The 23,163-nt window shown below is 31.8% G+C and carries 26 protein-coding genes; 4 read left to right on the forward strand and 22 right to left on the reverse strand.

Annotated elements, in window-relative coordinates:
• Positions 1-154 precede the first annotated feature (154 nt).
• Complete coding sequence (gene prli42, locus HMPREF3241_RS12965) at positions 155-250, forward strand: stressosome-associated protein Prli42 (RefSeq protein WP_002493579.1); 96 nt, start codon at positions 155-157, stop codon at positions 248-250.
• Between the two features lie 52 nt (positions 251-302).
• Here the strand turns inward: prli42 and HMPREF3241_RS08335 are convergent, their stop codons facing one another.
• The 21 genes from HMPREF3241_RS08335 to HMPREF3241_RS08435 all read right to left on the reverse strand — a co-directional run bounded on the left by HMPREF3241_RS08335 (position 303) and on the right by HMPREF3241_RS08435 (position 20,674).
• Positions 303-1,280, reverse strand: a complete 978-nt coding sequence (locus tag HMPREF3241_RS08335; RefSeq protein WP_002457709.1) for an aromatic acid exporter family protein — start codon at positions 1,278-1,280, stop codon at positions 303-305.
• A 12-nt stretch (positions 1,281-1,292) separates the two neighbouring features.
• Entirely contained in the window at positions 1,293-1,730 is a 438-nt protein-coding gene (gene brxB / locus HMPREF3241_RS08340; protein WP_002446504.1) for a bacilliredoxin BrxB, read from the reverse strand.
• A 204-nt stretch (positions 1,731-1,934) separates the two neighbouring features.
• A complete protein-coding gene (locus HMPREF3241_RS08345) occupies positions 1,935-3,254 on the reverse strand; it encodes a dihydrolipoamide acetyltransferase family protein (protein WP_002457710.1) in 1,320 nt (439 codons plus the stop codon).
• 12 nt (positions 3,255-3,266) lie between these two features.
• Positions 3,267-4,250: an alpha-ketoacid dehydrogenase subunit beta gene (locus HMPREF3241_RS08350; protein WP_070853590.1), complete on the reverse strand. Its 984-nt coding sequence runs from the start codon at positions 4,248-4,250 to the stop codon at positions 3,267-3,269.
• Entirely contained in the window at positions 4,243-5,241 is a 999-nt protein-coding gene (locus HMPREF3241_RS08355; RefSeq protein WP_002446507.1) for a thiamine pyrophosphate-dependent dehydrogenase E1 component subunit alpha, read from the reverse strand. The genes HMPREF3241_RS08350 and HMPREF3241_RS08355 overlap by 8 nt, the downstream gene beginning before the upstream one ends.
• A 14-nt stretch (positions 5,242-5,255) precedes the next feature.
• Complete coding sequence (lpdA, locus tag HMPREF3241_RS08360) at positions 5,256-6,677, reverse strand: dihydrolipoyl dehydrogenase (RefSeq protein WP_070853591.1); 1,422 nt, start codon at positions 6,675-6,677, stop codon at positions 5,256-5,258.
• 262 nt (positions 6,678-6,939) lie between these two features.
• On the reverse strand, positions 6,940-8,616 hold the full coding sequence (recN, locus tag HMPREF3241_RS08365) for a DNA repair protein RecN (RefSeq protein ID WP_002457711.1): 1,677 nt from the start codon (positions 8,614-8,616) through the stop codon (positions 6,940-6,942).
• A gap of 15 nt (positions 8,617-8,631) precedes the next feature.
• Positions 8,632-9,084 carry a transcriptional regulator AhrC/ArgR gene (ahrC, locus tag HMPREF3241_RS08370; protein ID WP_002456185.1) on the reverse strand — a complete coding sequence of 151 codons (453 nt, stop codon included), beginning with the start codon at positions 9,082-9,084 and terminating at the stop codon, positions 8,632-8,634.
• Between the two features lie 317 nt (positions 9,085-9,401).
• Positions 9,402-10,283 (reverse strand): polyprenyl synthetase family protein, encoded by an 882-nt coding sequence (locus HMPREF3241_RS08375; RefSeq protein ID WP_070853592.1) that lies wholly within the window; start codon positions 10,281-10,283, stop codon positions 9,402-9,404.
• Positions 10,261-10,491 carry an exodeoxyribonuclease VII small subunit gene (locus tag HMPREF3241_RS08380; protein ID WP_002486962.1) on the reverse strand — a complete coding sequence of 77 codons (231 nt, stop codon included), beginning with the start codon at positions 10,489-10,491 and terminating at the stop codon, positions 10,261-10,263. The genes HMPREF3241_RS08375 and HMPREF3241_RS08380 overlap by 23 nt, the downstream gene beginning before the upstream one ends.
• Positions 10,484-11,821 (reverse strand): exodeoxyribonuclease VII large subunit, encoded by a 1,338-nt coding sequence (gene xseA, locus HMPREF3241_RS08385; RefSeq protein WP_002446513.1) that lies wholly within the window; start codon positions 11,819-11,821, stop codon positions 10,484-10,486. The genes HMPREF3241_RS08380 and xseA overlap by 8 nt, the downstream gene beginning before the upstream one ends.
• A gap of 14 nt (positions 11,822-11,835) precedes the next feature.
• A complete protein-coding gene (nusB, locus tag HMPREF3241_RS08390; RefSeq protein ID WP_002446514.1) occupies positions 11,836-12,225 on the reverse strand; it encodes a transcription antitermination factor NusB in 390 nt (129 codons plus the stop codon).
• Between the two features lie 76 nt (positions 12,226-12,301).
• Positions 12,302-12,664, reverse strand: a complete 363-nt coding sequence (locus HMPREF3241_RS08395) for an Asp23/Gls24 family envelope stress response protein (protein ID WP_002440021.1) — start codon at positions 12,662-12,664, stop codon at positions 12,302-12,304.
• An 11-nt stretch (positions 12,665-12,675) separates the two neighbouring features.
• Positions 12,676-14,034 (reverse strand): acetyl-CoA carboxylase biotin carboxylase subunit, encoded by a 1,359-nt coding sequence (gene accC, locus HMPREF3241_RS08400; protein ID WP_002446515.1) that lies wholly within the window; start codon positions 14,032-14,034, stop codon positions 12,676-12,678.
• The gene (gene accB, locus HMPREF3241_RS08405; RefSeq protein WP_002446516.1) at positions 14,034-14,507 is read right to left on the reverse strand and encodes an acetyl-CoA carboxylase biotin carboxyl carrier protein; all 474 of its coding nucleotides are present in this window, start codon (positions 14,505-14,507) and stop codon (positions 14,034-14,036) included. The genes accC and accB overlap by 1 nt, the downstream gene beginning before the upstream one ends.
• A gap of 258 nt (positions 14,508-14,765) precedes the next feature.
• A complete protein-coding gene (locus HMPREF3241_RS08410; RefSeq protein ID WP_002446517.1) occupies positions 14,766-15,896 on the reverse strand; it encodes an acetylornithine transaminase in 1,131 nt (376 codons plus the stop codon).
• Entirely contained in the window at positions 15,896-16,633 is a 738-nt protein-coding gene (argB, locus tag HMPREF3241_RS08415; protein ID WP_002446518.1) for an acetylglutamate kinase, read from the reverse strand. Before argB ends, HMPREF3241_RS08410 begins: the two co-directional genes overlap by 1 nt.
• A gap of 9 nt (positions 16,634-16,642) precedes the next feature.
• Complete coding sequence (gene argJ, locus HMPREF3241_RS08420) at positions 16,643-17,836, reverse strand: bifunctional glutamate N-acetyltransferase/amino-acid acetyltransferase ArgJ (RefSeq protein WP_002446519.1); 1,194 nt, start codon at positions 17,834-17,836, stop codon at positions 16,643-16,645.
• Positions 17,837-17,853: 17 nt separating this feature from the next.
• Positions 17,854-18,879 carry an N-acetyl-gamma-glutamyl-phosphate reductase gene (argC, locus tag HMPREF3241_RS08425; RefSeq protein ID WP_002446520.1) on the reverse strand — a complete coding sequence of 342 codons (1,026 nt, stop codon included), beginning with the start codon at positions 18,877-18,879 and terminating at the stop codon, positions 17,854-17,856.
• Between the two features lie 149 nt (positions 18,880-19,028).
• Entirely contained in the window at positions 19,029-19,586 is a 558-nt protein-coding gene (efp, locus tag HMPREF3241_RS08430) for an elongation factor P (protein WP_001831269.1), read from the reverse strand.
• Positions 19,587-19,612: 26 nt separating this feature from the next.
• A complete protein-coding gene (locus HMPREF3241_RS08435; protein ID WP_002457719.1) occupies positions 19,613-20,674 on the reverse strand; it encodes a M24 family metallopeptidase in 1,062 nt (353 codons plus the stop codon).
• 102 nt (positions 20,675-20,776) lie between these two features.
• Between HMPREF3241_RS08435 and HMPREF3241_RS08440 the strand changes: the two genes are divergently transcribed.
• Positions 20,777-21,355 (forward strand): hypothetical protein, encoded by a 579-nt coding sequence (locus tag HMPREF3241_RS08440; RefSeq protein ID WP_002446522.1) that lies wholly within the window; start codon positions 20,777-20,779, stop codon positions 21,353-21,355.
• Positions 21,356-21,368: 13 nt separating this feature from the next.
• Entirely contained in the window at positions 21,369-21,587 is a 219-nt protein-coding gene (locus HMPREF3241_RS08445) for an SA1362 family protein (RefSeq protein ID WP_001831076.1), read from the forward strand.
• A gap of 40 nt (positions 21,588-21,627) precedes the next feature.
• On the opposite strand, the gene HMPREF3241_RS08450 is transcribed toward HMPREF3241_RS08445, so the two are convergent.
• The gene (locus tag HMPREF3241_RS08450) at positions 21,628-22,458 is read right to left on the reverse strand and encodes a lipoate--protein ligase family protein (protein WP_002457720.1); all 831 of its coding nucleotides are present in this window, start codon (positions 22,456-22,458) and stop codon (positions 21,628-21,630) included.
• A gap of 159 nt (positions 22,459-22,617) precedes the next feature.
• Between HMPREF3241_RS08450 and HMPREF3241_RS08455 the strand changes: the two genes are divergently transcribed.
• Positions 22,618-23,004 carry a rhodanese-like domain-containing protein gene (locus HMPREF3241_RS08455; RefSeq protein WP_002446524.1) on the forward strand — a complete coding sequence of 129 codons (387 nt, stop codon included), beginning with the start codon at positions 22,618-22,620 and terminating at the stop codon, positions 23,002-23,004.
• Positions 23,005-23,163: the final 159 nt, after the last annotated feature.

Below are 23,163 nucleotides of genomic sequence, written 5' to 3' on the forward strand. Positions count from 1 at the left end.
ACTAATGATTTAATTCTATGACATTTTACAACCTATAAGATAAAGTATATAATTTTATTATTATAAAGTTGATATTTTACGAGTGAATGAATTATAGTTTATAGTGTCAATGACTCAATGGTTGAATATGACTTTATGATGCGGAGGATTAAAATTGAACAATAAAGTGTTACGTGTCATTATTGTTGTTATGTTAATTGCAGTAGTACTAGCATTACTATTAACTAGCATAGCTCCATTAATGAACTAATGAAAAAACCGTTACATGACGTTAATTAATATTTCGTCAAGTAACGGTTTTTTTATATTTCACTATGCAATTTTAAAGAACCAAATTGAGATTTAATATTTAAGTATTCTTCTAGTTCATTTAGAATTTGAATAATATGTGCACGGGAATTTAAAGTCTTATGAGTAGTCGGTAATGGTAAATCATCGAGAGATAAACGTATTTCATAAAGTGAATGTAGTCTTAGAGCCGTATAATCATTGCTATTTACATTACTTCCAATTTCATACATTAATTGTGAAATCTTTTCAAGTATAGGATCATCTGTATTTATCTTTTCTAATAACGATGTCATACGTTTTAATAATTCAACTTGTTCTTCCCTCATATCGAAATAATGATAAAATGAATTTTCGTTTCGTACAAAGTGATTTTTAACATCTCTAAAAGCAAGTGATTTTGCTTTTTTAATATTTAAAAGTAATGAATCAAATTTAATATTTAAATGATCATTATGCATTGAGCAGGCTTGACTAAAAATATTAAATATTTCAGTTATTTGATTTTCGATATCCTGCTTAAAATGATTCAATTTCTTATCTAAACTAGGCATCATTAAGTTCATTAGAAATGCTATACCTAAGCCCACTATTAATAGCATTATTTCATTTAAAATAAGGTGCCCATTAATAGCCTTGGCGTTAAAGACATGTAATAATATGACACAACTAGTAATAACACCTTCTTGCACATTTAGAACAACAGTCAAAGGAATAAACAACAAAACAATTAAACCTAAAACAAATGCATGTTGTCCTAAAAGACTAAAAATTGCTGAACCTAAAAATAATATGAGTAAACATGAAACTAGTCGAGATAAAATTGCTTGTACTGAATGCATCTTAGTGTGCTTTATGCACAATACAACTAAAATAGCACTGGATGCATAATTATCTAAACCTAAAAGTTTACATATGATTACTCCTAAAGTCATTCCCACAGCAGTTTTGACAGTTCTAAATCCTATTTTATAGGGATTTAACTTAAGCATGGAACTAACCTTTTATCTTTCTTCACAATATTTATCAAATAAAGATTGCAACTGATTGATTACGTCCATTACATCATGACCTTCAATCTGATGTCGTTCAATCATTTCGGTGATTTTACCATCTTTAATCAAAGCAAAAGATGGACTTGAGGGTGCATATCCTTCAAAATATTCTCTGGCTTGTTGTGTTGCCTCTTTATCTTGCCCTGCAAATACTGTAACTAATCGTTGAGGTAATTTATCATAATGTAATGCATGTGCCGCAGCAGGACGTGCAATCCCACCTGCGCATCCGCATACGGAATTTACCATGACTAAAGATGTCCCTTTTTGTTGTAAAACTTGATCAACATCCTCAGCAGAAGTTAATTGTTGATAACCAGCATGCTCAATTTCGTTTCGTGCTTGTTCAACAACATCATTCATATATAAATCAAAGTTTAAATCCATGATTTGTCACCTTCCATAATAAGTTAATTTTACTTATTTTATTCTACTAATTAACAGCACATTGTTCAACAGGATTAATTTATGATGATTGAAAAATTCTAGTTGAAATTTAAAATGAATACTGAAGAACGCTTTAAGAAGAAATTCTCCTCCTTAAAGCGTTCAACTATAATATGAAGTTTAATTGGTAATCAATGTTTGTAATTAATAAATAGATGTATTTTCAATAGAATATTGTTCTATTTTTTTCTTAACAAGATTCATAAATTTTCCCGTTTGAACACCGTCGAGAATACGATGATCGATTGAAATACACAAATTAACCATATTTCTAATTGCTATCATATCATCTATAACTACAGGTTTCTTTACAACTGATTCTACTTGTAAAATGGCAGCTTGTGGATGATTAATGATTCCCATTGAAGAAACAGAACCAAAGGAACCAGTATTATTAACCGTAAATGTACCGTTTTGCATATCACTTTGTGATAATTTCCCTAATCTCGCTTTAGTAGCTAAATCATTAATTTCACGTGCAATACCTTTAATTGACTTTTCATCTGCATTTTTAATGACTGGCACATACAATTTATCATCATCTGCAACAGCAATAGAGATATTAATATCTTTGTGGATAACAATTTCATCTCCTTGCCATGTACTATTGAGTAATGGATTTGCTTTTAAAGACTCTGCAACAGCTTTTACAAAGAACGCAAAGAAAGTTAAATTGTACCCCTCGTTCTGTTTGAATTGAACTTTATGATGGTTTCTAGTCTGAACCAAATTCGTCGCATCGGCTTCAACCATCATCCAACCGTGAGGTATTTCGCTGACACTAGTAACCATATTTTGTGCGATAGCTTTTCTAATACCTTTAACTGGTACGACACGTTCATTTGATAATGGTGCGTTTTCATTTTTAGATGAGGATTGATGTAAAAAGTCACCATGGTTGATTGAATGATCTTTTTTATCTGTTTGTTTAAATTCTTTTTCTTTTTCTTGATTGTTTGGATTGTTAATAATATTTTGAATATCCTTCTTAGTAACACGACCTTCAAAACCAGTTCCTATGACTTGTGTTAAATCAATACCATGTTCAGAAGCTAATTTAAAGACAACAGGCGAAAATCGTCCATTGTTATTTGCGCGACTTGAGGCTGTATGCTCCTCAATTTCATGAGTGTTAGGATTATTTTCGAATTGTGACACCTTTACATTTGATTGAGAATGCTGATTTTGTTCTTCCTTAAAATCATTTGCCGATTCTGTTTGATTTTGATCATTTGCCGAATCGATTTTACAAATCACTGTGTTTATATTAACAGTTTGTCCTTCTTCAACCACTAATTCTGTTATTGTTCCTGAAATTGTTGAAGGCACTTCAGCTGTTACTTTATCTGTAATAACTTCACATAATGGTTCATACTCATCTACATGATCTCCAACTGATACTAACCATTGTTCAATCGTACCTTCATGCACACTTTCACCAAGCTTAGGCATTTTTATATCCAATTGACACCCTCCTTAAAATTGTGCGAGTTCACGCATTTTGTCCTGTATCTTTTCTGGGTTCATCATAATTTCATTTTCTAATGTTGGTGAAAACGGCATAGATGGGACATCCGGTGCAGCTAGTCGCATGATTGGCGCATCTAAATCGAACAAACAGTTTTCAGCTATAATTGCAGATACTTCAGACATAATGCTCCCCTCTAGATTATCTTCAGTAACAAGGAGAACTTTACCAGTACGTTGAGAGCGTTCAATGATAGTTGCTTTATCTAGTGGATAAACAGTTCTTAAGTCGACTACTTCAACATCGATGCCGTCACTTGCCAAAATATCTGCGGCTTGTAAACAGTAATTCACCATTAATCCGTAACAAAATACAGTAATGTCCTCTCCTGACCTTTTAACATCAGCTTTACCTAGAGGTACAGTATAATATGTTTCGGGAACTTCCTCTTTTAGAAAACGATATGCTTTTTTATGTTCAAAGTATAAGACTGGATCGTTAGATTCTATAGAGGATAATAGAAGACCTTTAGCATCATAAGGTGATGAAGGAATAACAATAGTTAAACCAGGAGTTGAAGCAAAAATGCTTTCAACACTTTGCGAATGATATAATCCACCATGAACGCCACCACCAAATGGTGCTCTGATAGTCAGTGAGCAATTCCAGTCATTATTTGAACGGTATCTCATTTTAGCTGCTTCACTTATAATTTGATTTGTAGCAGGCAAAATGAAATCTGCAAATTGTATTTCGGCAATAGGTCTCTTACCTAGCATTGCTGCACCAATAGCAGTACCAATAATATTCGATTCCGCAAGAGGTGTATCAATTACACGTTCATCACCATACTTACTTTGTAATCCTTTAGTTGTGCCGAAAACGCCACCCTTTTTTCCTACATCTTCGCCAAGTATAAATGCATTACTAAAATGATTTAATGCTAAGTCTTGTGCATTTTGTATAGCTTCTAAGTATGATAATTTAGTCATTTTGTTGACCTCCCTCTTCATAAACATATGTCAAAGCTTCTTCTACTGAAGGGTATGGTGCTGCTTCAGCAGATTTAGTAGCTTCATTAATGAGTTCTTTATGCTCTGTTTCTAATTGACTCAACCAATTTTCGTTTATGATGCCTTGATCGAGTAAGGCCGTTTTAAATTTTATATTACAATCCTCTTGTTTCAATAGGTCTCTTTCTTCTTTTGAACGATATGTATCATCATCATCAGATGAATGTGGTGTCATACGTGAAGTGACTGCTTCTATCAATGTTGGACCTTCACCTGCTAGCGCTCGTTCTCTTGCTTCTTTCATTGCTTTGTATACCGCAATTGGATCATTTCCATCTACCTGGATTCCATGCATACCGTAACCTAATGCACGATCAGATAACTTTTCAGCAGCATATTGTAGTGAATCAGGTACAGATATCGCATATTTATTGTTAATTATTACACAGACGAAAGGTAATTTGTGAACTGCAGCAAAGTTCATACCTTCGTGAAAGTCACCTTGATTTGAACTGCCTTCTCCAACTGTCGCAGTAGCAATGTTTGGCTTGTTATCCATTTTAAGTGCTAATGCAGCACCGACTGAATGTGGTATTTGAGTAGCTACCGGAGAACTTTGAGATAAAATGCCTTTTTCTTTGTGACTGAAATGAGAAGGCATTTGTTTACCGCCTGAGTTAATGTCATCACGTTTTCCAAAAGCTGATAACATGGTATCTAAAGGAGAAATTCCCATATAAGTAACAAATGCTAAATCACGATAATAAGGGGATGAGATATCACCTTTTTGCATTGCATATGCCATACCAATTTGAGTTGCTTCCTGCCCTTGACCACTGACGACAAATGGAATTTTACCTGCACGATTGAGTAACCATAGTCTTTCGTCTGTTTTTCTTCCTAAGTCCATCCATTTATATATTTTTTTGAGGTCTTCTTCTGTAAGGCCTGCTGACTTGTAATCTATCATTTTTTTACCTCCAACTATACATGAATTGCTTGACCATTAGCTTTTAAACCTAATTCCATGACTACCTCGGATAATGAAGGATGTGCATGTGTTGTTAAACCAAGTTCTAAAGATGAGCCATTCATAAATTGTAACAATGAAATTTCATTTATTAATTCTGTAACATGTGGCCCTATCATATTAAGACCTATGATTTCATCGTCATCTTTATTAACTACCATCTCGCAAAATCCTTTTGATTGGGTTACATCTTCAATCATTGCCTTTCCTATAGCTTTAAAAGGAACTTTGATACTTTTTGCTTTAAGGCCTGCTTTTTTTGCTTGTTCTAAATTTTTACCAATTGAAGCAATTTCTGGATTTGTATAAACACATTTTGGTATCAGGTCATAATTGACAGGTATAGGGGAACAATCAAACATATGTTCAACTGCAACTATAGCTTCTTTTGAACCAACGTGTGCCAATTGTAATTGCCCTATACAATCTCCTGCTGCGTATATATGTTTATCTTCAGTTTGCTGATAAGCATTAGTTATAATATGACCAGCATCAGAAGTCTTTATTTTAGTGTTATTTAAACCAATATCATTTGTATTAGGCTTTCTACCAATTGCAATAAGTACTTTATCGAATTGGACGGGCTCATCTGAAATATTAATAGTTACACCCTTATCAGTTTGATTAAAATGCTCTTTGGTCAATTGAATATTTTCGTAAAATGTAACGCCTCGATCAGTTAATTCTTCTTTTAGTAATGAGGCAACTTGTGGACTCTCGGTAGGAAGAACTCTGTCGTTCGCTTCGATTACTACTACATCAGTACCTAAATCATTCATCAGAGATGCAAATTCTAAACCAATAACACCTCCACCTATGATTGCTAATCTTTGTGGTAGTGTATTTAACCTTAGGATATCATCACTCGATAGTATTTGTTGATGGTCAAAGTTAATGAACGGAAGAGATTGTGGTGACGACCCAGTAGCTATAAGCACATTTTTATTAGGTAGTATATCTGATTCGCCGTCTTCATATTCCACAGAAATTGTACCGCTCTGAGGAGAAAATATAGATGTTCCCATAATTCGTCCAATACCATTGTAAATATCTATATGATGATGTTTCATCAGTTGATTGACGCCTTTATGCAACTGTTTAACAATCGCATCTTTACGTTCTAAAATTTTAGGGAAATTAATTTTAAAATGATTGACATCAATTCCAAATGTATGTGCGTTTTTAATAGTATGATTGACTTCAGCCGATTTTAAAAGTGCTTTAGTAGGTATACATCCTTTATGTAAACACGTACCACCTAAGAGTGATTTTTCTACTATCGCTACTTTTTTTCCTAATTGAGAAGCTCTGATGGCGGCTACATATCCTGCCGTACCACCACCTAACACGACTAAATCAAATTGTTTTTCTGACATGGTCTAACTCCTTAAATTTATAGAAGACTAAAAATACAAATATAAATTCTGTATTTTAGTCCTCTAGAGGTTTATTTAATGTTCACGCTATTCATTAGATAAAAAGAATAAACAAGAGATGAAAATAATAGTAGTATTAACATTATTGATATTTCTAATTACAATCTTGTTTTCTTCAATTTTAAATAATACTTAACTATTTTACATCATTTGTAATTTTAATCAAAACCAAAATCATTGTGCTTGAATTTGGTAATCATAATTAAATATTGTGATTTTGCTTAATCATTTCTTTTGCATTTTCTCTTGTGAGCTCAGTCACACTTGCTCCTGAAATCATACGTGCTATTTCATCTATTTTATTTTCATCTTTCAATTCTTTGACTTGAGTTGTAGTTCTATCGGCATTGGATGCCTTGCTTATAAGTAGATGATGATCACTCATTGAAGCTACCTGAGGTAAGTGTGAAATACAAATAACTTGAATGTATTGAGCAATATCTCGCATTTTTTCAGCCATTTTTTGTGCTGCTTGACCAGATACACCCGAGTCAACTTCATCAAAAAGAATCGCTGTTTGACCACGTGATTTAACAAATATACTTTTTAGAGCTAGCATAATTCTTGAAAGCTCACCACCTGAAGCGATTTTATTAAGACTTTTAAGTGGTTCACCACGATTTGGACTAATTAAAAATTCCACAAATTCAATACCTTCAATTGTAGGTTCATCTAATGGTTTAAACGAAATCTCAAGGTTAGCATCTTTCATTTGTAAATTTTGTATTTCAGAAACAATATGGTCCCTTAACTCTCTCGCTACACGCCTACGTTCTTGAGAAAGTTTTTTTCCAATATCTATCACTTCGTTATAAAGTGTTTTAATTTCTTCCCTTAATTGTGATGTACTTTGTTCATAGTTTTCTATTTTATCAATTTCATTTGCAAGTTTACTCTGATAACCAATAAGTTCAGTAATATCCTTACCATATTTACGTTTTAAATTATTAAGTAAATTCATTCTGGATTCATACTCATTTAAAACTTGTTCATCGAATTCAGTGTTAGCCATTTCGTCGTAAATTTCATGCTTTGCATCTTCTAGTATATAGTAAAATTGATCAATGTCCTCTTTTAATCTTACGAATTTTTCTGGAACGATATCATTAATCGTTTGGAAGTAGTTGCTTAATTCGTACAACCTATCGGGTATTGCATTTTCATCAGTTAGAACTTGATGTGCGTTGTTTAAAGCTAGGTTTAATTTTTCAGAGTTTTGAATTCTTTTAATATCGGATTCAAGTTGATCCACTTCGCCTTCTTTCAGTGAAGCTTCGGTTAGTTCCTCTAATTGAAACTTCATTAAGTCTAATCGTTGTAATAAAGCTTGATCCGCAGATTCTAATTCCTCTAATTCTTTACGTTTATTTTTATATTGCTTATAAGAAAGTTGATATTGATTAAGTAAATCTGAATATTGATTGTCTGCATAATCATCTAATAGTTGAAGATGATATTTTTGCTTAAGTAAAGACTGTGTTTCATGTTGCCCATGAATATCAAGCAGTTCTTGCATCACTTTTCTTAAGTCTTGTAGAGTGACAGTTTGATTATTAATACGACAAATACTCTTGCCAGAACTGAAAATTTCTCTTTTAACTAATAAAAAATCTTCATCAATATCTATAGCTAATGATTCTAGTATTTTAATTGCGTCTTTACTCTCATCTATATCAAAGATACCTTCGATAATCGCTTTCTTTTCGCCATGTCTGACGTAATCAGAAGAAGCTCTCATACCGATTAACTGTCCAATGGCATCAATAATGATAGATTTTCCTGAGCCAGTTTCACCACTCATAACTGTTAGACCGTCAGAAAAGTTTATATCAAGTTCGTCAATAATGGCAAATTGTTTTATTGATAAGGTTTGTAACATAAATTCATCGCATCCTTATAATAAATTGAAAATTCGAGTTTTGATTTCTTCACTCGCTTCTTCGTCTCGACAAATAAGTAAGCATGTATCATCACCACAAATTGTACCAAGCACCTCATCCCAATCAATTTGATCAAGTATAGCACCAATGGATTGAGCATTACCAGGAAGCGTTTTAAGTACTAGTAGATTACCAGTGCCTTCAATATTTACAAATGAATCCATTAAATATCTACCCAACTTCTCTAATGGATGATATCTACGATCATTTGGTAAACTATAAACATATTGTCCTGTAGGTGCAGGAACTTTAATTAATTGCAATTCTTTAATATCTCGTGAAACAGTAGCTTGTGTAACATTTAAATCATACTCATTCAAACGTTTAACTAGTTCATCTTGTGTTTCTATTTGTTCATTTGAAATTATCTCTCTTATTTTTATGTGTCTCACTGACTTTTTTGGCACAATTAACACCTCAAATTACGAATATTTATACATTGATTTTAACACATGGAGTTCTGAACTACTACTAAACACTATTTTGAAATTGTGAAGTTAAAATATCTAGTGAGCACTATATCAGTATTTATTACAAAATCACTTTCATAATTAATAATACTAAAATAAGTGTTTAGAAATAAAAATGTGAATAATTCTTGTATATAAATTGAAGAATTAAAAAAGATTGCCTCATAGATAAGCTATGAAGACAACCTACAGATATAAATGTGTTATAACGTTAAAGTAAACATTCTGACGATAGTATAAAATTTTGTTATAAATTAATGGTCTCTGTTATAGAATAAATCTACAATATCGCTTAATTCTGAAGTATCATATTGATCAGAAATTTGATTTAAGCAGTTCAAGGCAAGACATTGATGATTGTTTAACTTTTCTTCTGCTCCATCTTTTCCAAGTAAAGAAACATAAGTACTTTTATGATTTACTATATCACTGCCTACTTTTTTGCCAAGTTTTGATTCATCCCCATATACATCCAGCAAATCATCTTTAATTTGAAACATCATTCCTAAATGATGACTAAATTCATCTAGATTCTTAGCAATATTTTGTTCAACTTGAGCAATGTCTACCGCGGCCATAACTGAAAAATTTAGTAAAGCACCTGTCTTAGTTTTATGAATTGACTCTAAAGTTTCTAAACGAATTGACTTCCCTTCACTTTCCATATCAAGCGCTTGGCCACCTACCATTCCCAAATGTCCACTTGCTTTTGAAAGTCTTTGTATAATATTTACCTTCACACTATCTTCAATGGTAGTATCATTAGAAACTAATTCAAAAGCTTTTGTTAATAATGCATCACCAGCAAGAATGGCTTTCCATTCACCATATACTTTATGATTTGTTAACTCTCCTCTACGGTAATCGTCATTATCCATTGCTGGTAAATCATCATGAATTAAAGAATAAGTATGAATCATTTCCAATGCTAATGCACTATTTAGTCCTTGTTGATAATCTTTATTAAGCATTTTTAGTGTTAATAATAATATGATTGGTCTGATTCTTTTACCACCAGCATTTAATGAGTATTTCATACTTTCTTCTAAATTAGTCTTTAATGGTGATGATTGTATTGATTTATTCAGTGATGTATTAATTATATCTATTAATTTATTCATCTGTAGTTTCTTCATTGCCTTCATCACCAACTTCTTCTTGCATTAATTCATTCACTTTTTTCTCTGCTTCTTTTAAAGTTGAATCACAATTAGCAGATAGTTTCATACCACGTTGGTATAAATCGAGGGATTCTTCTAAAGAAACTGCTTCATTATCCAATTTTTGAACGATATTTTCAAGTTCTTTCATCATTTCTTCGAAACTTTGCTTTTCTTTACTCATCATTACACCTTACTTTCTTAACCATTGCATCGACACTTCCGTCTTTCATTGTTAAAGATATTTTGTCGTTTTCATTCAATTTATGTGTGCTTGTAATCACTTCATCATCTTTGTTGACAATTGCGTACCCCCTAAGCATCGTATTGGTAGGGCTTAAATTATTGAGATTTTCTAATTTATTTTTTAGCACTGTTTTTAAATTAGTAATGTTATTGGACATTATTTTGGACAATCTAGAATGCAATTGATAAACAGATTGCTTTTCTTGAGTAATCTGCTGATTTAAATTTTTAAAATTAAAACTTTGTTGAAGTAACTTGAGGTGATGTTTTGACTTTTCAACTTTAGTATTTAATAGAAGATTTAACTGTCTTTCTAATTCATCACGTTTTTGAATTTGTTGATCGTACAATAAACTCGGTTGCTTAAATTTGTAATATGATGATATGTGATTAAGTTGTTTCTTCTGATGTTCGATATATTGTTTTATATATCTTGATAATGTATATTCATACTGTTTAATTTGTTGTAATAACTCATATTGATCAGGTGTTGCTATAACAGCAGCTTGAGTAGGTGTCGCAGCTCTAACATCTGCTACAAAATCGCTTAATGTAAAATCAGTCTCATGACCTACAGCTGATATAATAGGTGTTTGACAATTAAAGATGGCTTTAACAACATCTTCTTCATTAAAGTTCCACAAATCTTCAATTGAACCACCACCGCGTCCAACTATTATTGTATCAACATCTAATGAATCGGCATATTGAATCTTTTTTATTATATCTTGCCTAGCCTGCGTGCCTTGAACAAGGGTACTGATTTGAATTTGCTCGACCAAAGGGTAGCGATTATTAATCGTACTATGTATGTCTCTAATGGCTGCACCTGTACTCGCTGTTAAAACCGCTATTTTCTTTGGATACTTTGGTATAAGTTTTTTGTTACTTTGATCAAAATAGCCTTCTTTTTTCAATTTCTTTTTTAGTTGTTCAAGCTTTTGGTATAAATTACCAATACCATCGATTTGCATCTTATTAACATAAATTTGATAATTTCCTCGTCTTTCATAAACAGAAACGCGAGCTTCAATTAAAACCTCATCACCTTCTTTAGGCTCAAAGCCTAACTTAGAAGCATTTCCTTTAAACATCATTGCACTGATGACACTTTCTTTGTCCTTGACATTAAAATATAAATGTCCGCTTGAGTGCTTTTTAAAGTTAGATAATTCTCCTTTGATAAGAACTGATTGAAGATGAGGATCTTGGTCAAATTTATATTTTATATATTTAGTTAGTGCAGAAACACTTAAATATTCAGTCATAGTTATCACTCATTTTAATCATTTATATTACTTAAAACACCATTAACAAATTTATAATGATCATCATCACTAAACTGTTTTGTAAGTTCTACAGCTTCATTAACAACTACTTTTTTAGGTGTATCGCTGTGCAATATTTCAAACGTTGCCATTCTTAAAATAATACGATCTGATTTCAGTAAACGATCGATAGACCAGTCTTTTAAATGGGGTTTTATTGTGTCGTCTAAAACGATTTGATGATCTTTGACTCCAGTAACTAACCAGTATATAAAATCAAAGTCTAAATCAGAATGATCATCTTTAATAAATTCAATTGCTTCTTGAATTGTTAAATCCGTCTCTTTTATTTCAAGTTGAAATAAAGTTTGAAAAGCTTGTATTCTTGCATCTTTACGACTCATATTTTACTCCTTCAAATGTATTTATAAAATTATAGGTACAACTTTCTAGTTAAAGTGCACCTATAATTTAAATTATTTATTTTTCTGCTACGATACTTCTGATGTGAATATTAATTTGCTGTGGTTCAATAGCTGTCATTGTCGTAATTGAATTGAAAATCGCTGATTGAATTTGATTTGCAGTTTTAGAAATATTTACGCCATGTTTTAGAGAACAAAATACATCAATGTATATTCCGTCTTCTTTAGCTTCGATTTTTAAATCTCTGTTTAAATTTTTTCGACTAATCTTCTCTAGATTTGTTTTTTTTAATTCAGCAAAATGACCTGTAATGCCTTCTACTTCTGATGTCGCAATGGATGCGATAACAGATAATACTTCTGGTGCTATTTCAATTTTTCCTAAATTAGATTGAGAATAATCTGCTACATTGACCATCCTTTATCCTCCTATTGGTTATTATCGTCCATAATATTATACTTTTCTAGGAATTTTGTATTAAATTCCCCGCTTCTAAAAATATGATTATTTAGAAGTCTTAAGTGGAATGGAATCGTAGTGTCGATACCTAAAACAAGATATTCACTTAAAGCACGAATGCCTGTCATAATTGATTCTTCACGTGTAGGTTCGTGAACTATAAGTTTTGCCACCATGGAGTCATAGTAAGGTGGTATCGTATAATTAGTATAACATGCTGATTCAATTCTCACTCCAAAACCGCCTGGGGCAAGATATTGAGTAATCTTGCCTGGTGAAGGCATAAAGTTTTTGTAAGGATTTTCAGCATTGATTCGAAATTCAATGGCATGACCGTTAATGGAAATATCTTCTTGTTTAAAAGGTAACGCTTCACCCATAGCAACTTTGAGTTGTAATTTTACTAAATCTACTCCTGTTACCATTTCAGTTACTGGGTGTTCGACTTGAATACGTGTATTCATTTCCATGAAATAAAATTGATTATCATCTAAATCATATATAAATTCAATTGTACCTGCGTTTTCATAATTTACAGCTTTTGCAGCTCTGATTGCAGCATTACCCATTTCTTGGCGCTTATCTTCACTTAATACTGGTGAAGGTGCTTCTTCAACGAGCTTTTGCATTCTTCTTTGAATTGTACAATCACGTTCACCTAAATGTATAACGTTTCCGTAAGTATCGCCAATAATTTGAATCTCTATATGTCTAAAGTTTTCTATAAATTTTTCTAAGTATAAACCACCATTTCCGAACGCTGTTTCAGCTTCTTGTTGTGTCATACGGTAACCAGTTTCAAGTTCTTTCTCATCACGAGCAACCCGAATACCTTTTCCACCACCACCTGCAGTGGCTTTGATGATAACTGGATAGCCAATTTTTTTAGCAGTTTTTTTAGCGTCATCTATACTTTGAATAAGCCCTTCACTTCCTGGTACTACAGGTACATTGGCTTTAATCATTTCAGCTTTAGCAATATCTTTTATTCCCATTTTTTGAATTGATTGATAGCTTGGCCCAATAAATTTTAATTGGCATGCTTCACACAATTCAGCAAAATCACCATTTTCAGCCAAAAAGCCGTATCCAGGATGAACACCATCACATCCTGTAGAAGTAGCGATAGATAAAATATTTGGTATATTTAAATAAGAATCTTTTGATAAAGTAGGACCGACGCAATATGCTTCATCAGCAATTTGAGTATGTAATGCATCTTTGTCACCTTCTGAGTATATAGCTACTGTTTGAATACCTAAATCGTGTGCCGCTCTTATTATTCTTACTGCGATTTCACCACGATTAGCGATTAAAATCTTCTTCATTATTTCACCTTAAATAACGGCTGGCCATACTCTACCATTTGTCCGTCTTCTACTAAAATTTCTACGATTTCACCTGTTGTTTCGGCTTGAATCTCATTAAATAATTTCATAGCTTCTAATATACAAACAGTACTGTCATTCGTAACTTTATCTCCTACTTGAACATATGCTTCTTCATCTGGTGAAGGTGATTTATAAAATGTACCAACCATTGGTGCATTAATGGTATTGTAATTATTATCACTACTTTGTTCATCATTATAGCTATGTGATGGTTTTTGTTGTGTTTCATTATCGATTTGCGCATGAGTTATCGGTTGAGTTGGTTGTTGAGTAACTTGTGGTGTAACTATTTCAGTCTCTTTTTCTTTTTTTAAATTAACTACGCTGCCTTTATTATCTTCAATATTTATTTCAGTTAAATTAGATTGGTCAAGAATTTCGATTAATTCTTTTATTTCTTTAAAGTTCATTTCTTACTGACTCCTTAGGTTTGTTTTCATCTACCCATCTATTTTACTTGAGTAAAAGATTCAATTCAAGCATGTTCATTAAACATCAAAACGTCGTTATTTATTTAAATATTTTAGAGATTGATTGAAGGCATAAAAAAGACACTCGTTTCGTTTTATTTTTTGTATTTTTAACGAAACGGTGTTTTAAAAGTTGCTTTGCTGAATTGTACACTCTGTATATCAACTCGATATTTTAGATAAGATACCATTTATAAATCAAATGATTTCAGTTAGTATTTCTATACCTTTTTCCAATTGTTTTTTAGTGATACTCAATGGAGGTAATAACCTAATCACATTTGTACCAGCTGTTAAAATGATTAACCCTCTACGTTTAGCTTCTCGCACGATTTGAATAGGATCATTATTGATCTCTATTCCTACCATTAAGCCTATACCACGGACTTCAATTACATTTCTTTTATTTGCTAAACCTTTTCTTAAGTTTTCAATAAGAAATTGACCCTTTGATTGAACATCATTCATCAAATCAGCATGATTAATGATAGTAAGCGTTTGGTTTGCAGCGGCTAATGATAATCTATTTCCTCCAAATGTTGTGCCATGAGAACCATAGCCAAATGCATGACCTAAATTCTTTTTGCCTAACATTGCTCCAATAGGAAGGCCGTTACCTAACCCTTTAGCTAATGTGATGATATCAGGAGACAATTGATAATGTTCATGAGCATATAACTTACCAGTTCTACCTATGCCCGTTTGAACTTCGTCTACAATTATAAGAATATCTTTTTGTATACAATACTCATTTAATTGCTTCACAAATAAAGGATCAGCAGGTAGTACTCCTGATTCACCTTGAATGATTTCTATAATTACAGCTGCAGTATTATATGAAGTTAATGATTTAAATGAATTGAAATCATTAAAAATAGCAAATTTGAATCCAGGAACAACCGGACCAAATTGATCTGTAATTTTCTTTTGTCCTGTTGCAGACATTGCGCCGTACGTTCTGCCGTGAAAAGACTTTTTAAAAGCAATAATTTCCGACTTGCCAGTAGCTTTACGTGCGAGTTTAATAGCCGCCTCATTCGCTTCTGTTCCACTGTTGCAAAAGAAAGCTAAATAATCTTGTTGACCAATTAATTTTTGAGCCACTTCCTCTTGAATACTACTTAGGTATAAATTGGGTGAATGCCATATTAAATTCAGTTGATTAAGTACTGCTTGGTAAATTTCCATATTAAAACCTAGATTTGTGACACCTATACCTGACGAAAAATCTAGGTAAACATTATTATCTTTATCAATTAATTCATTTTCATTAGCATCAACAAATTCTATATTGTCCCGTTTGTAATTATTAAAAAGATAACTCATCATTAATCACCCCTTATGATTGTTCCTTTTTGTAAATTATTTGCAATTAAAATCGATTCAACGCCTGATTCTACTGTTTGGATTGCACTCTCAATTTTAGGTATCATGCCGCCAGTAATTATTTTATTTTCAATTTTTGTTTTTGCCTCCTTAATTGTAAGAGTAGCAAGCGTTTTATCTTTTTCAATTACACCAGGGACATCAGTCATATATACTAATTTTTCGACTTTTAGTTTCTTAGCAATTGCGGTGGCGAGGTGATCAGCATTAACATTAAGATATTCCCCTTGCTCATTTACACCCAAACTAGTGATGATTGGTATAATGTCGCGTGATAAAATATTTTCTAATAGCATCGTGTTGATTTCTTTAACTTTCCCAACGTAACCATAGATATTTTTATTTAAAAATTCGGCGCTCACAAGTTCTTTTATCTTTTCTTTGAATTGAAAAAATTCTAAATTAGATTCTTTAAGTCTCACTAAAAGTTGGTGTCCTACTATGTTAATTAAAGCATCATATATGATAGGTAAGTCATTTTTAGCAGTCACTCTCATGCCATCAATTTTAATAGTTGAATGATTGTTTTTAGTTAATAAATCACTGATGACTTGGCCGCCACCGTGAACAATAATTATTTTTTTGTTTTCAAGGTGCCAAGCTTTAATTTGTTGTATAAACGCGTCGTTTAAATTTTCTATAGCTATACCACCGAGCTTAATTACGATGATGTTTTTCATATGTTCCTCCTAAGTGGTGTAAAGTGCGTTGATTTTAACGTAGTCATACGATAAATCACATCCCCATGCTTGACCTTCGTAATTTCCTTGATGAAGGTCAAGTTCAATTGATATTTCTTCAGCACTCATTATTTCTTGAATTTCTTCTTTATCGTACTTTATTGGTGAGGATCTTATTAATACAGGTATCCTACCGATAAAAATGTCTACCTGATTAATATCAAAATTTGTTTTAGCGTAACCTGCAGAAGCAATAATTCTACCCCAATTAGGATCTTCGCCAAAAATTGCGGTTTTTACCAAACTTGAACCCACCACACTTTTAGCAATCATTCTTGCAGCACTAGATTCTTTTGCACCTTTAACCGTGACTTCTATTAATTTAGAAGCACCTTCGCCATCCCTTGCAATACTTTTAGCTAAATCGGTCATAATATATAGAAGCATCTGCTTAAATTTATAGTAGTCTTCACTGTCTTTTTTAATTTCGTTATTATTTGTACATCCATTTGACATTACAAGCACCATATCATTTGTTGAAGTATCACCATCTACAGTGATTTGATTGAATGTAACTTCAACTACATCTTTTAAAGCTTGTTGTAATGTTTGTGATGAGATGTTAGCGTCACAGGTTATAAATGCTAGCATTGTAGCCAAATTAGGATGTATCATTCCTGACCCTTTTGCTACACCTGCCATCGTTACTGTATCGTTACCAAAAACTTCGTTTACAACGCATGTTTTTGTATGAGTATCCGTTGTTAATATCGCTTTTGCAAAGTCATCAGCATTACCGTTTTTAACTAGTTTGGAAAAGCCATTCTCTAGAATAGACATTGGCATCATCTTTCCAATAACACCTGTAGATGCGACACCTACATATTCTTGTTGAATTTGCAATTTATTTGCGGCCAGTTGTTGCATTTTAAAGGCATCTTTTTCCCCTTGTTTACCAGTACAAGAATTAGCAATACCTGAATTAACAACAATAGCTTGCATTTTACCACTTTTTTCGATGCTGTTTTTTGTTAATTTTAATGGTGCAGCAATCACCTTATTAGTTGTAAATACACCTGCTACATTTGCAGGTACTTCTGAAACAATCCAACCAAAGTCTAATTTTTTCTTTTTAAAGCCAGCGTGCAGACCATCAGCTGCAAACCCAAGAGGACTTGCAATATTTCCCTTAATTATATTCATTATTTAGTCCCCCTATATTAGATATATAAAGGTGCCAAAATTAGACCATCAGTTTCGTCGAAATTAAACATCAGATTCATATTTTGAATAGCTTGGCCAGCGGCACCTTTAATTAAATTATCAATAACTGATGAAATTGTTAAAACACCCGTAGTTTCGTTATAAACAAAACCAATATCAGTGTAATTTGTTCCTATTACTTCATTTAACTGTGGTAACCCATCTTTAATTCTTATGAAAGGCTTATTTTTATATACAGTCTTGTAGGTAGATTCTATTTGATTTATTTTCACTCCACTTTCAAGCTGTGTGTATATAGTTGCAACAATACCTCTGTTAACCGGAATAAGTGATGTAGAAAACTGAATATTCTGTAAATTTTTGTTAAAAAACTGCAACGTTTGTACAATTTCAGGAATATGTTGATGTTTATTAAGTTTATACGTCACATAATTATTGTTTACATTTACATAATGGGTTGACTGATTTAATTTTTTACCAGCTCCAGTAAGACCACTTTTAGCATCAACAATTATAGAATCAACACGGATTAAATGATTGCTGATTAAGGGATATAGTGCTAATTCAGTTGCAGTTGCATAACAACCAGGGTTAGCAATAAATCTATTGCAATGACTAATATTCATTACTTCTGAAAGACCGTATGTAAAACGCTTTTGTATATCTACAGTACACGGTGATTTTTTATACCATTTGAGATAAACATCTGGAGATAAACGATGGTCACCTGATAAGTCTATGACAGGAAAATTATTATTAACGAAATTTTTAGATAAATCTTTTGCAACGCCACTTGGAGTGGCAAAAAATACCAAATCTGAGTGTGTCATAATAAATTCACTGTCGAAAGCCTGAATTTCTTTATCACAAATACCTTTCAAATGAGGGAATATATCAGAAATTTGCACTCCCACTTCTTTTGTGGCATGAATCGATGAAACAGTTATATGAGGGTGATTTAGTGCTAATCTTAACAATTCTAGTCCTGTATAGCCTGTGATACCTACTATAGAAATATGCATATATACACTCCTTATTGTATTATTATGTAATTATATACATATTTATTAATAATTACAATACTATACTTTGTAATTTTACATTTTGAAAACAAAAACTCCAAAGTATAACATCTTATTGATGTATACTCTGGAGTATAGTTAATTAGTGTTTATCCTCTAGAAATGTAACTTCCATCACTAGTATTTATCACTAGTGTGTCACCTTCATTTACAAATAAAGGTACATTTAGTGTATAACCTGTTTCAACAGTCGCAGATTTTGTTGCGCCAGTGGCAGTATCACCTTTGATTCCAGGTTCAGTTTCAGTAACTTCAAGCTCTACAGTTTTTGGTAATTCAACACCAATAACTTCACTTTCATAAGATTGAACTTGAACTTCCATGTTCGCTTTTAAATAATTTAATTCATCTTTTAAGTAGTCACCAGGTAATTCGATTTGATCAAATGTCTCGTTATCCATGAATACGTGGTTATCGCCATCAGCATATAAATATTGCATACGACGATTCTCGATCATTGCTTGTTCAACCTTTTCGCCAGCTCTGAAAGTTTTTTCTTGAATAGCACCTGTTCTTAAATTACGTAATTTAGAACGAACAAAAGCTGAGCCTTTTCCTGGTTTGACATGTTGGAAATCAATAACTTTCCAGATTCCGTTATCAACAGAAATCGTTAAACCTGTTTTAAAATCATTTACTGAAATCATTCAGTCTCCTCCTCAATTATACGCGCTTACTCTAAAATAATAAGGTCTTTTGAGCAATTAGTAAAGACATGACATCCATTTTCTGTAATAAGAATGTCATCTTCTATTCTAACGCCACCCAATCCCTCAATGTATATACCTGGTTCTATAGTAACACAGTTATTTATATTTAATTCATCTGAACTATTTTGAGATAATAGTGGACCTTCATGAATATCAAGGCCAATACCATGACCAAGTGAGTGGCCAAACTGCTCACCATAATTGTGAGATGAAATATACTTTCTAGATATAGCATCTGCTTCTTTTGCAGTCATACCTGGTTTGATTTCTTCAATAGCTTTCTTTTGAGAAGTTAGAACTATATTAAATATTTCTTTGAGTTTTGGATCCGGTTCTCCTATGGCAAACGTGCGTGTAATATCGGAACAATAACCTCTATAGTATGCACCAAAATCTAATGTAATCATATCTCCCTTTTCAATACGCTTATCACTTGCAACACCATGCGGTAATGCACCTCGGTAACCTGAAGCTACTATTGTGTCGAATGAAGGGCCATCTGCACCTAATTCTAACATCTTACTTTCTAATTTAGCTTTGATTTCTCGTTCTGTCATTCCGATACTTACTTGAGTGAGGATATATTCATATGTTTGATCTACTATCTTAGCCGCTTGTTGAATGAGCTGAATTTCTTCCTTATTTTTAATTTCTCTAATCTTATCAATTTCATTAGATATGCTTATTAAAGTAATTAATCCTTTATTAAGTTCAACATAAGTATCATAACTGATTAAATGACCTTCAAAACCAATATTTGATAAATTTTCTCTTTCTAATATACATTTAATTTCAGAAATCAAACTTGATTTTCGATTTATAATTTCAAAATCTTGTGCCTGTTCTGTAGCTTGGTCTATATATCTAAAATCAGTAATAAGATATTGTTTTTTAGGTGTTATGATTAGTGCACCACTTGTACCAGTAAAATCTGAAAGGTAACGTCTATTATAATCTGATAATACGATGATTGCATCTAAGTGCTTATGTTCAATGATATCTTGAACTTTTCTTAATTTATTCATTATTTCCCTCCTACGTTTACATTTGTACATTTTTATTTTATACATTAGAATGATAGCATAACTAGTAATAATAATAATAGTTTTTGGTTTAGGGAGAATACAATGAAAAAGTTAATATTAATAGTTGGTGCGAGCAGTTTGCTAATGGGTTGTGGGAGTCAGAACTTATCTCCTTTAGAAGATAAAACGACTGAGTTACGTGATGATAATCATCAATTAAAACTTGATATTCAAGAACTTAATCAAGAAATTGGCGAACATAAATCTAAAATAGCCGCCCTTAAACAAGATAAAGAAAATACTAAAGAAGCTTCATCTAATAAGTTAAAAATAAAAAATTTAAAAGCATCATCTGATTATTATGATTCTATTGCAAAAGCCATTAAAGATTATAGAGATATTGAGTCAAAAGTTAATAAAAATAATAATAAAGTGACGATTCAAAGAAAATTAGATGACATTTCAAATAATATTGACAGTTCTTTCATTAAATATAAAGAATCTGTAGACTCTGAATCACAATCTGAAGAAGATAAGAAAAAAGAAAAAGAAATACGTCAACTTAATAAAGACTTATCTTCAGCATTCAATACAATTAAAAAAGGATATGAAACGAAAGATAATAAAAAAATAGAAAAAGGTCAAAAAAAACTTGCAACAATAAATACAAATTTAAATTAATAGGAGTTTTGAGATGCGTAAATTCATCTTTTATTTAATATTAGCGATAGCTGCATTTGGTTTAATGATGAATCTTGATGAGTTTTTATTTTCAATTATGAAAGCTATTATTAGTTTTGCAATTATAGCTTTAATTATTTATATTATATATTATTTCTTCTTTTTAACAGAAGATCAAAGGAAGTATAAAAAAGCACTTCGTAAATATAAAAGACAAAAAAGAAAGCAATAAGGCGATATCAAATGATTTCGCCTTATTGCTTTCTTCATAATTATTTACGGTACATCCATGCTTCAGAGCGATATTTTTCTTCGAGTTCTTGTACTTCCTCTTTTTGTTTTTCCGTTAATTCTAGAGGTTTAAAATCTATATTCAGTCCTTTTTTAAAACCTGATTTAAAGGCGTTCTCCATTTCATTTAATGTAATATGTTGATTTGAAATGTCATTAATAGCTACAGCTTTTTGAACAAAATTTTCTTTCATTTTCGCTTTTAGTCGTTCATTTTTAAATATAAACATATCAAATAAATCATCGATATCTATATCTTGTAAAATTGAACCATGTTGAAGAATGACACCTTTTTGTCTGGTTTGAGCGCTACCTGCAATTTTTCTGCCTTCTACTACAAGCTCATACCAACTAGGTGCATCAAAACATACCGAACTTCGTGGTTGCTTTAATTTGTCTCGTTCTTCTTTAGAACGGGGGATAGCGAAATAAGTTTCAAAACCTAAATTTTTAAAACCTTCTAATAATCCTTGTGAAATAATTTTATAAGCTTCAGTTACAGTTGAAGGCATATTTGGATGAGACTCTGGAACAATAACACTATATGTTAATTCTTTATCGTGTAACACGCCTCTACCACCCGTTTGACGTCTTACTAAGCCATAGCCCTTTTCTTTTACTTTATCAATATCAATTTCTTTTTGGAGCCGTTGAAAGTAGCCTATTGAGAGTGTTGCAGGATTCCAAGTATAAAATCTTATAACTGGATCAATTTCTCCACGCGATACAAAATTTAGTAACGCTTCGTCCATTGCCATATTATAATAAGGATTTTTGCTTCCAGTATTTATAAAATTCCATATTTCAGTCATAATCATACCCCTATCGAAATATTAAAATTAAAACTATTATGTTTCTCTTTGTATATTTAGATTATGTGATATAAACATAATCTAACTCGAAAAAATATTTTGATAAATTGTACTAACAGTCTTATAATTATAATATCGGTAAATTAGGGAGGATGCAAGATGAGTATCTCTTTGTACATTGCAATTGGTATTATTGTTATTATCATTGCATATATGATTATCCAACAAATTCTTAATAAGCGAGCTGTAAATGAATTAGACCAGAATGAATTCCATAAGGGTTTAAGAAAAGCTCAAGTTATTGATGTGAGGGAAAAAGTGGATTATGATTATGGACATATTAATGGTGCACGTAATATTCCTATCACAGTATTTAAGCAACGATTTCAAGGACTAAGAAATGATCAACCTATTTATTTATGTGATGCTAATGGTATAGCAAGTTATCGTGCTGCACGTATATTAAGAAAAAATGGATATAAAAATATTTACATGCTTAAAGGCGGTTACAAAAAATGGACAGGTAAAATAAAATCTAAAAAGTAATTTTACGAAATGATGTCTTTAAGTTATTAAACTCTTTGAAAGGATTAGGTTAATAGATGCTTTCAAAGAGTTTTTTAGATGATGATATATAAATCATTTAAAGAAAATTCTGGACATAAAGTTCCAGGATAAGTAAATAAGGACAATTTCTATTGAAAA

The sequence above is a fragment of the Staphylococcus sp. HMSC34G04 genome, from assembly GCF_001838765.1.
In the GTDB taxonomy this organism is placed as follows: domain Bacteria; phylum Bacillota; class Bacilli; order Staphylococcales; family Staphylococcaceae; genus Staphylococcus; species Staphylococcus epidermidis.

Excerpts from the sequence above, each read along its gene's own strand:
- HMPREF3241_RS08335 (WP_002457709.1), bottom strand. The coding sequence starts at position 1,280 with ATGCTTAAGTTAAATCCCTATAAAATAGGATTTAGAACTGTCAAAACT.
- brxB (WP_002446504.1), bottom strand. The coding sequence starts at position 1,730 with ATGGATTTAAACTTTGATTTATATATGAATGATGTTGTTGAACAAGCA.
- HMPREF3241_RS08350 (WP_070853590.1), bottom strand. The coding sequence starts at position 4,250 with ATGACTAAATTATCATACTTAGAAGCTATACAAAATGCACAAGACTTA.
- HMPREF3241_RS08355 (WP_002446507.1), bottom strand. The coding sequence starts at position 5,241 with ATGATAGATTACAAGTCAGCAGGCCTTACAGAAGAAGACCTCAAAAAA.
- lpdA (WP_070853591.1), bottom strand. The coding sequence starts at position 6,677 with ATGTCAGAAAAACAATTTGATTTAGTCGTGTTAGGTGGTGGTACGGCA.
- recN (WP_002457711.1), bottom strand. The coding sequence starts at position 8,616 with ATGTTACAAACCTTATCAATAAAACAATTTGCCATTATTGACGAACTT.
- HMPREF3241_RS08375 (WP_070853592.1), bottom strand. The coding sequence starts at position 10,283 with ATGAAGAAACTACAGATGAATAAATTAATAGATATAATTAATACATCA.
- HMPREF3241_RS08380 (WP_002486962.1), bottom strand. The coding sequence starts at position 10,491 with ATGAGTAAAGAAAAGCAAAGTTTCGAAGAAATGATGAAAGAACTTGAA.
- xseA (WP_002446513.1), bottom strand. The coding sequence starts at position 11,821 with ATGACTGAATATTTAAGTGTTTCTGCACTAACTAAATATATAAAATAT.
- nusB (WP_002446514.1), bottom strand. The coding sequence starts at position 12,225 with ATGAGTCGTAAAGATGCAAGAATACAAGCTTTTCAAACTTTATTTCAA.
- HMPREF3241_RS08395 (WP_002440021.1), bottom strand. The coding sequence starts at position 12,664 with ATGGTCAATGTAGCAGATTATTCTCAATCTAATTTAGGAAAAATTGAA.
- accC (WP_002446515.1), bottom strand. The coding sequence starts at position 14,034 with ATGAAGAAGATTTTAATCGCTAATCGTGGTGAAATCGCAGTAAGAATA.
- accB (WP_002446516.1), bottom strand. The coding sequence starts at position 14,507 with ATGAACTTTAAAGAAATAAAAGAATTAATCGAAATTCTTGACCAATCT.
- HMPREF3241_RS08410 (WP_002446517.1), bottom strand. The coding sequence starts at position 15,896 with ATGATGAGTTATCTTTTTAATAATTACAAACGGGACAATATAGAATTT.
- argB (WP_002446518.1), bottom strand. The coding sequence starts at position 16,633 with ATGAAAAACATCATCGTAATTAAGCTCGGTGGTATAGCTATAGAAAAT.
- argJ (WP_002446519.1), bottom strand. The coding sequence starts at position 17,836 with ATGAATATAATTAAGGGAAATATTGCAAGTCCTCTTGGGTTTGCAGCT.
- argC (WP_002446520.1), bottom strand. The coding sequence starts at position 18,879 with ATGCATATTTCTATAGTAGGTATCACAGGCTATACAGGACTAGAATTG.
- efp (WP_001831269.1), bottom strand. The coding sequence starts at position 19,586 with ATGATTTCAGTAAATGATTTTAAAACAGGTTTAACGATTTCTGTTGAT.
- HMPREF3241_RS08435 (WP_002457719.1), bottom strand. The coding sequence starts at position 20,674 with ATGAATAAATTAAGAAAAGTTCAAGATATCATTGAACATAAGCACTTA.
- HMPREF3241_RS08440 (WP_002446522.1), top strand. The coding sequence starts at position 20,777 with ATGAAAAAGTTAATATTAATAGTTGGTGCGAGCAGTTTGCTAATGGGT.
- HMPREF3241_RS08445 (WP_001831076.1), top strand. The coding sequence starts at position 21,369 with ATGCGTAAATTCATCTTTTATTTAATATTAGCGATAGCTGCATTTGGT.
- HMPREF3241_RS08450 (WP_002457720.1), bottom strand. The coding sequence starts at position 22,458 with ATGACTGAAATATGGAATTTTATAAATACTGGAAGCAAAAATCCTTAT.
- HMPREF3241_RS08455 (WP_002446524.1), top strand. The coding sequence starts at position 22,618 with ATGAGTATCTCTTTGTACATTGCAATTGGTATTATTGTTATTATCATT.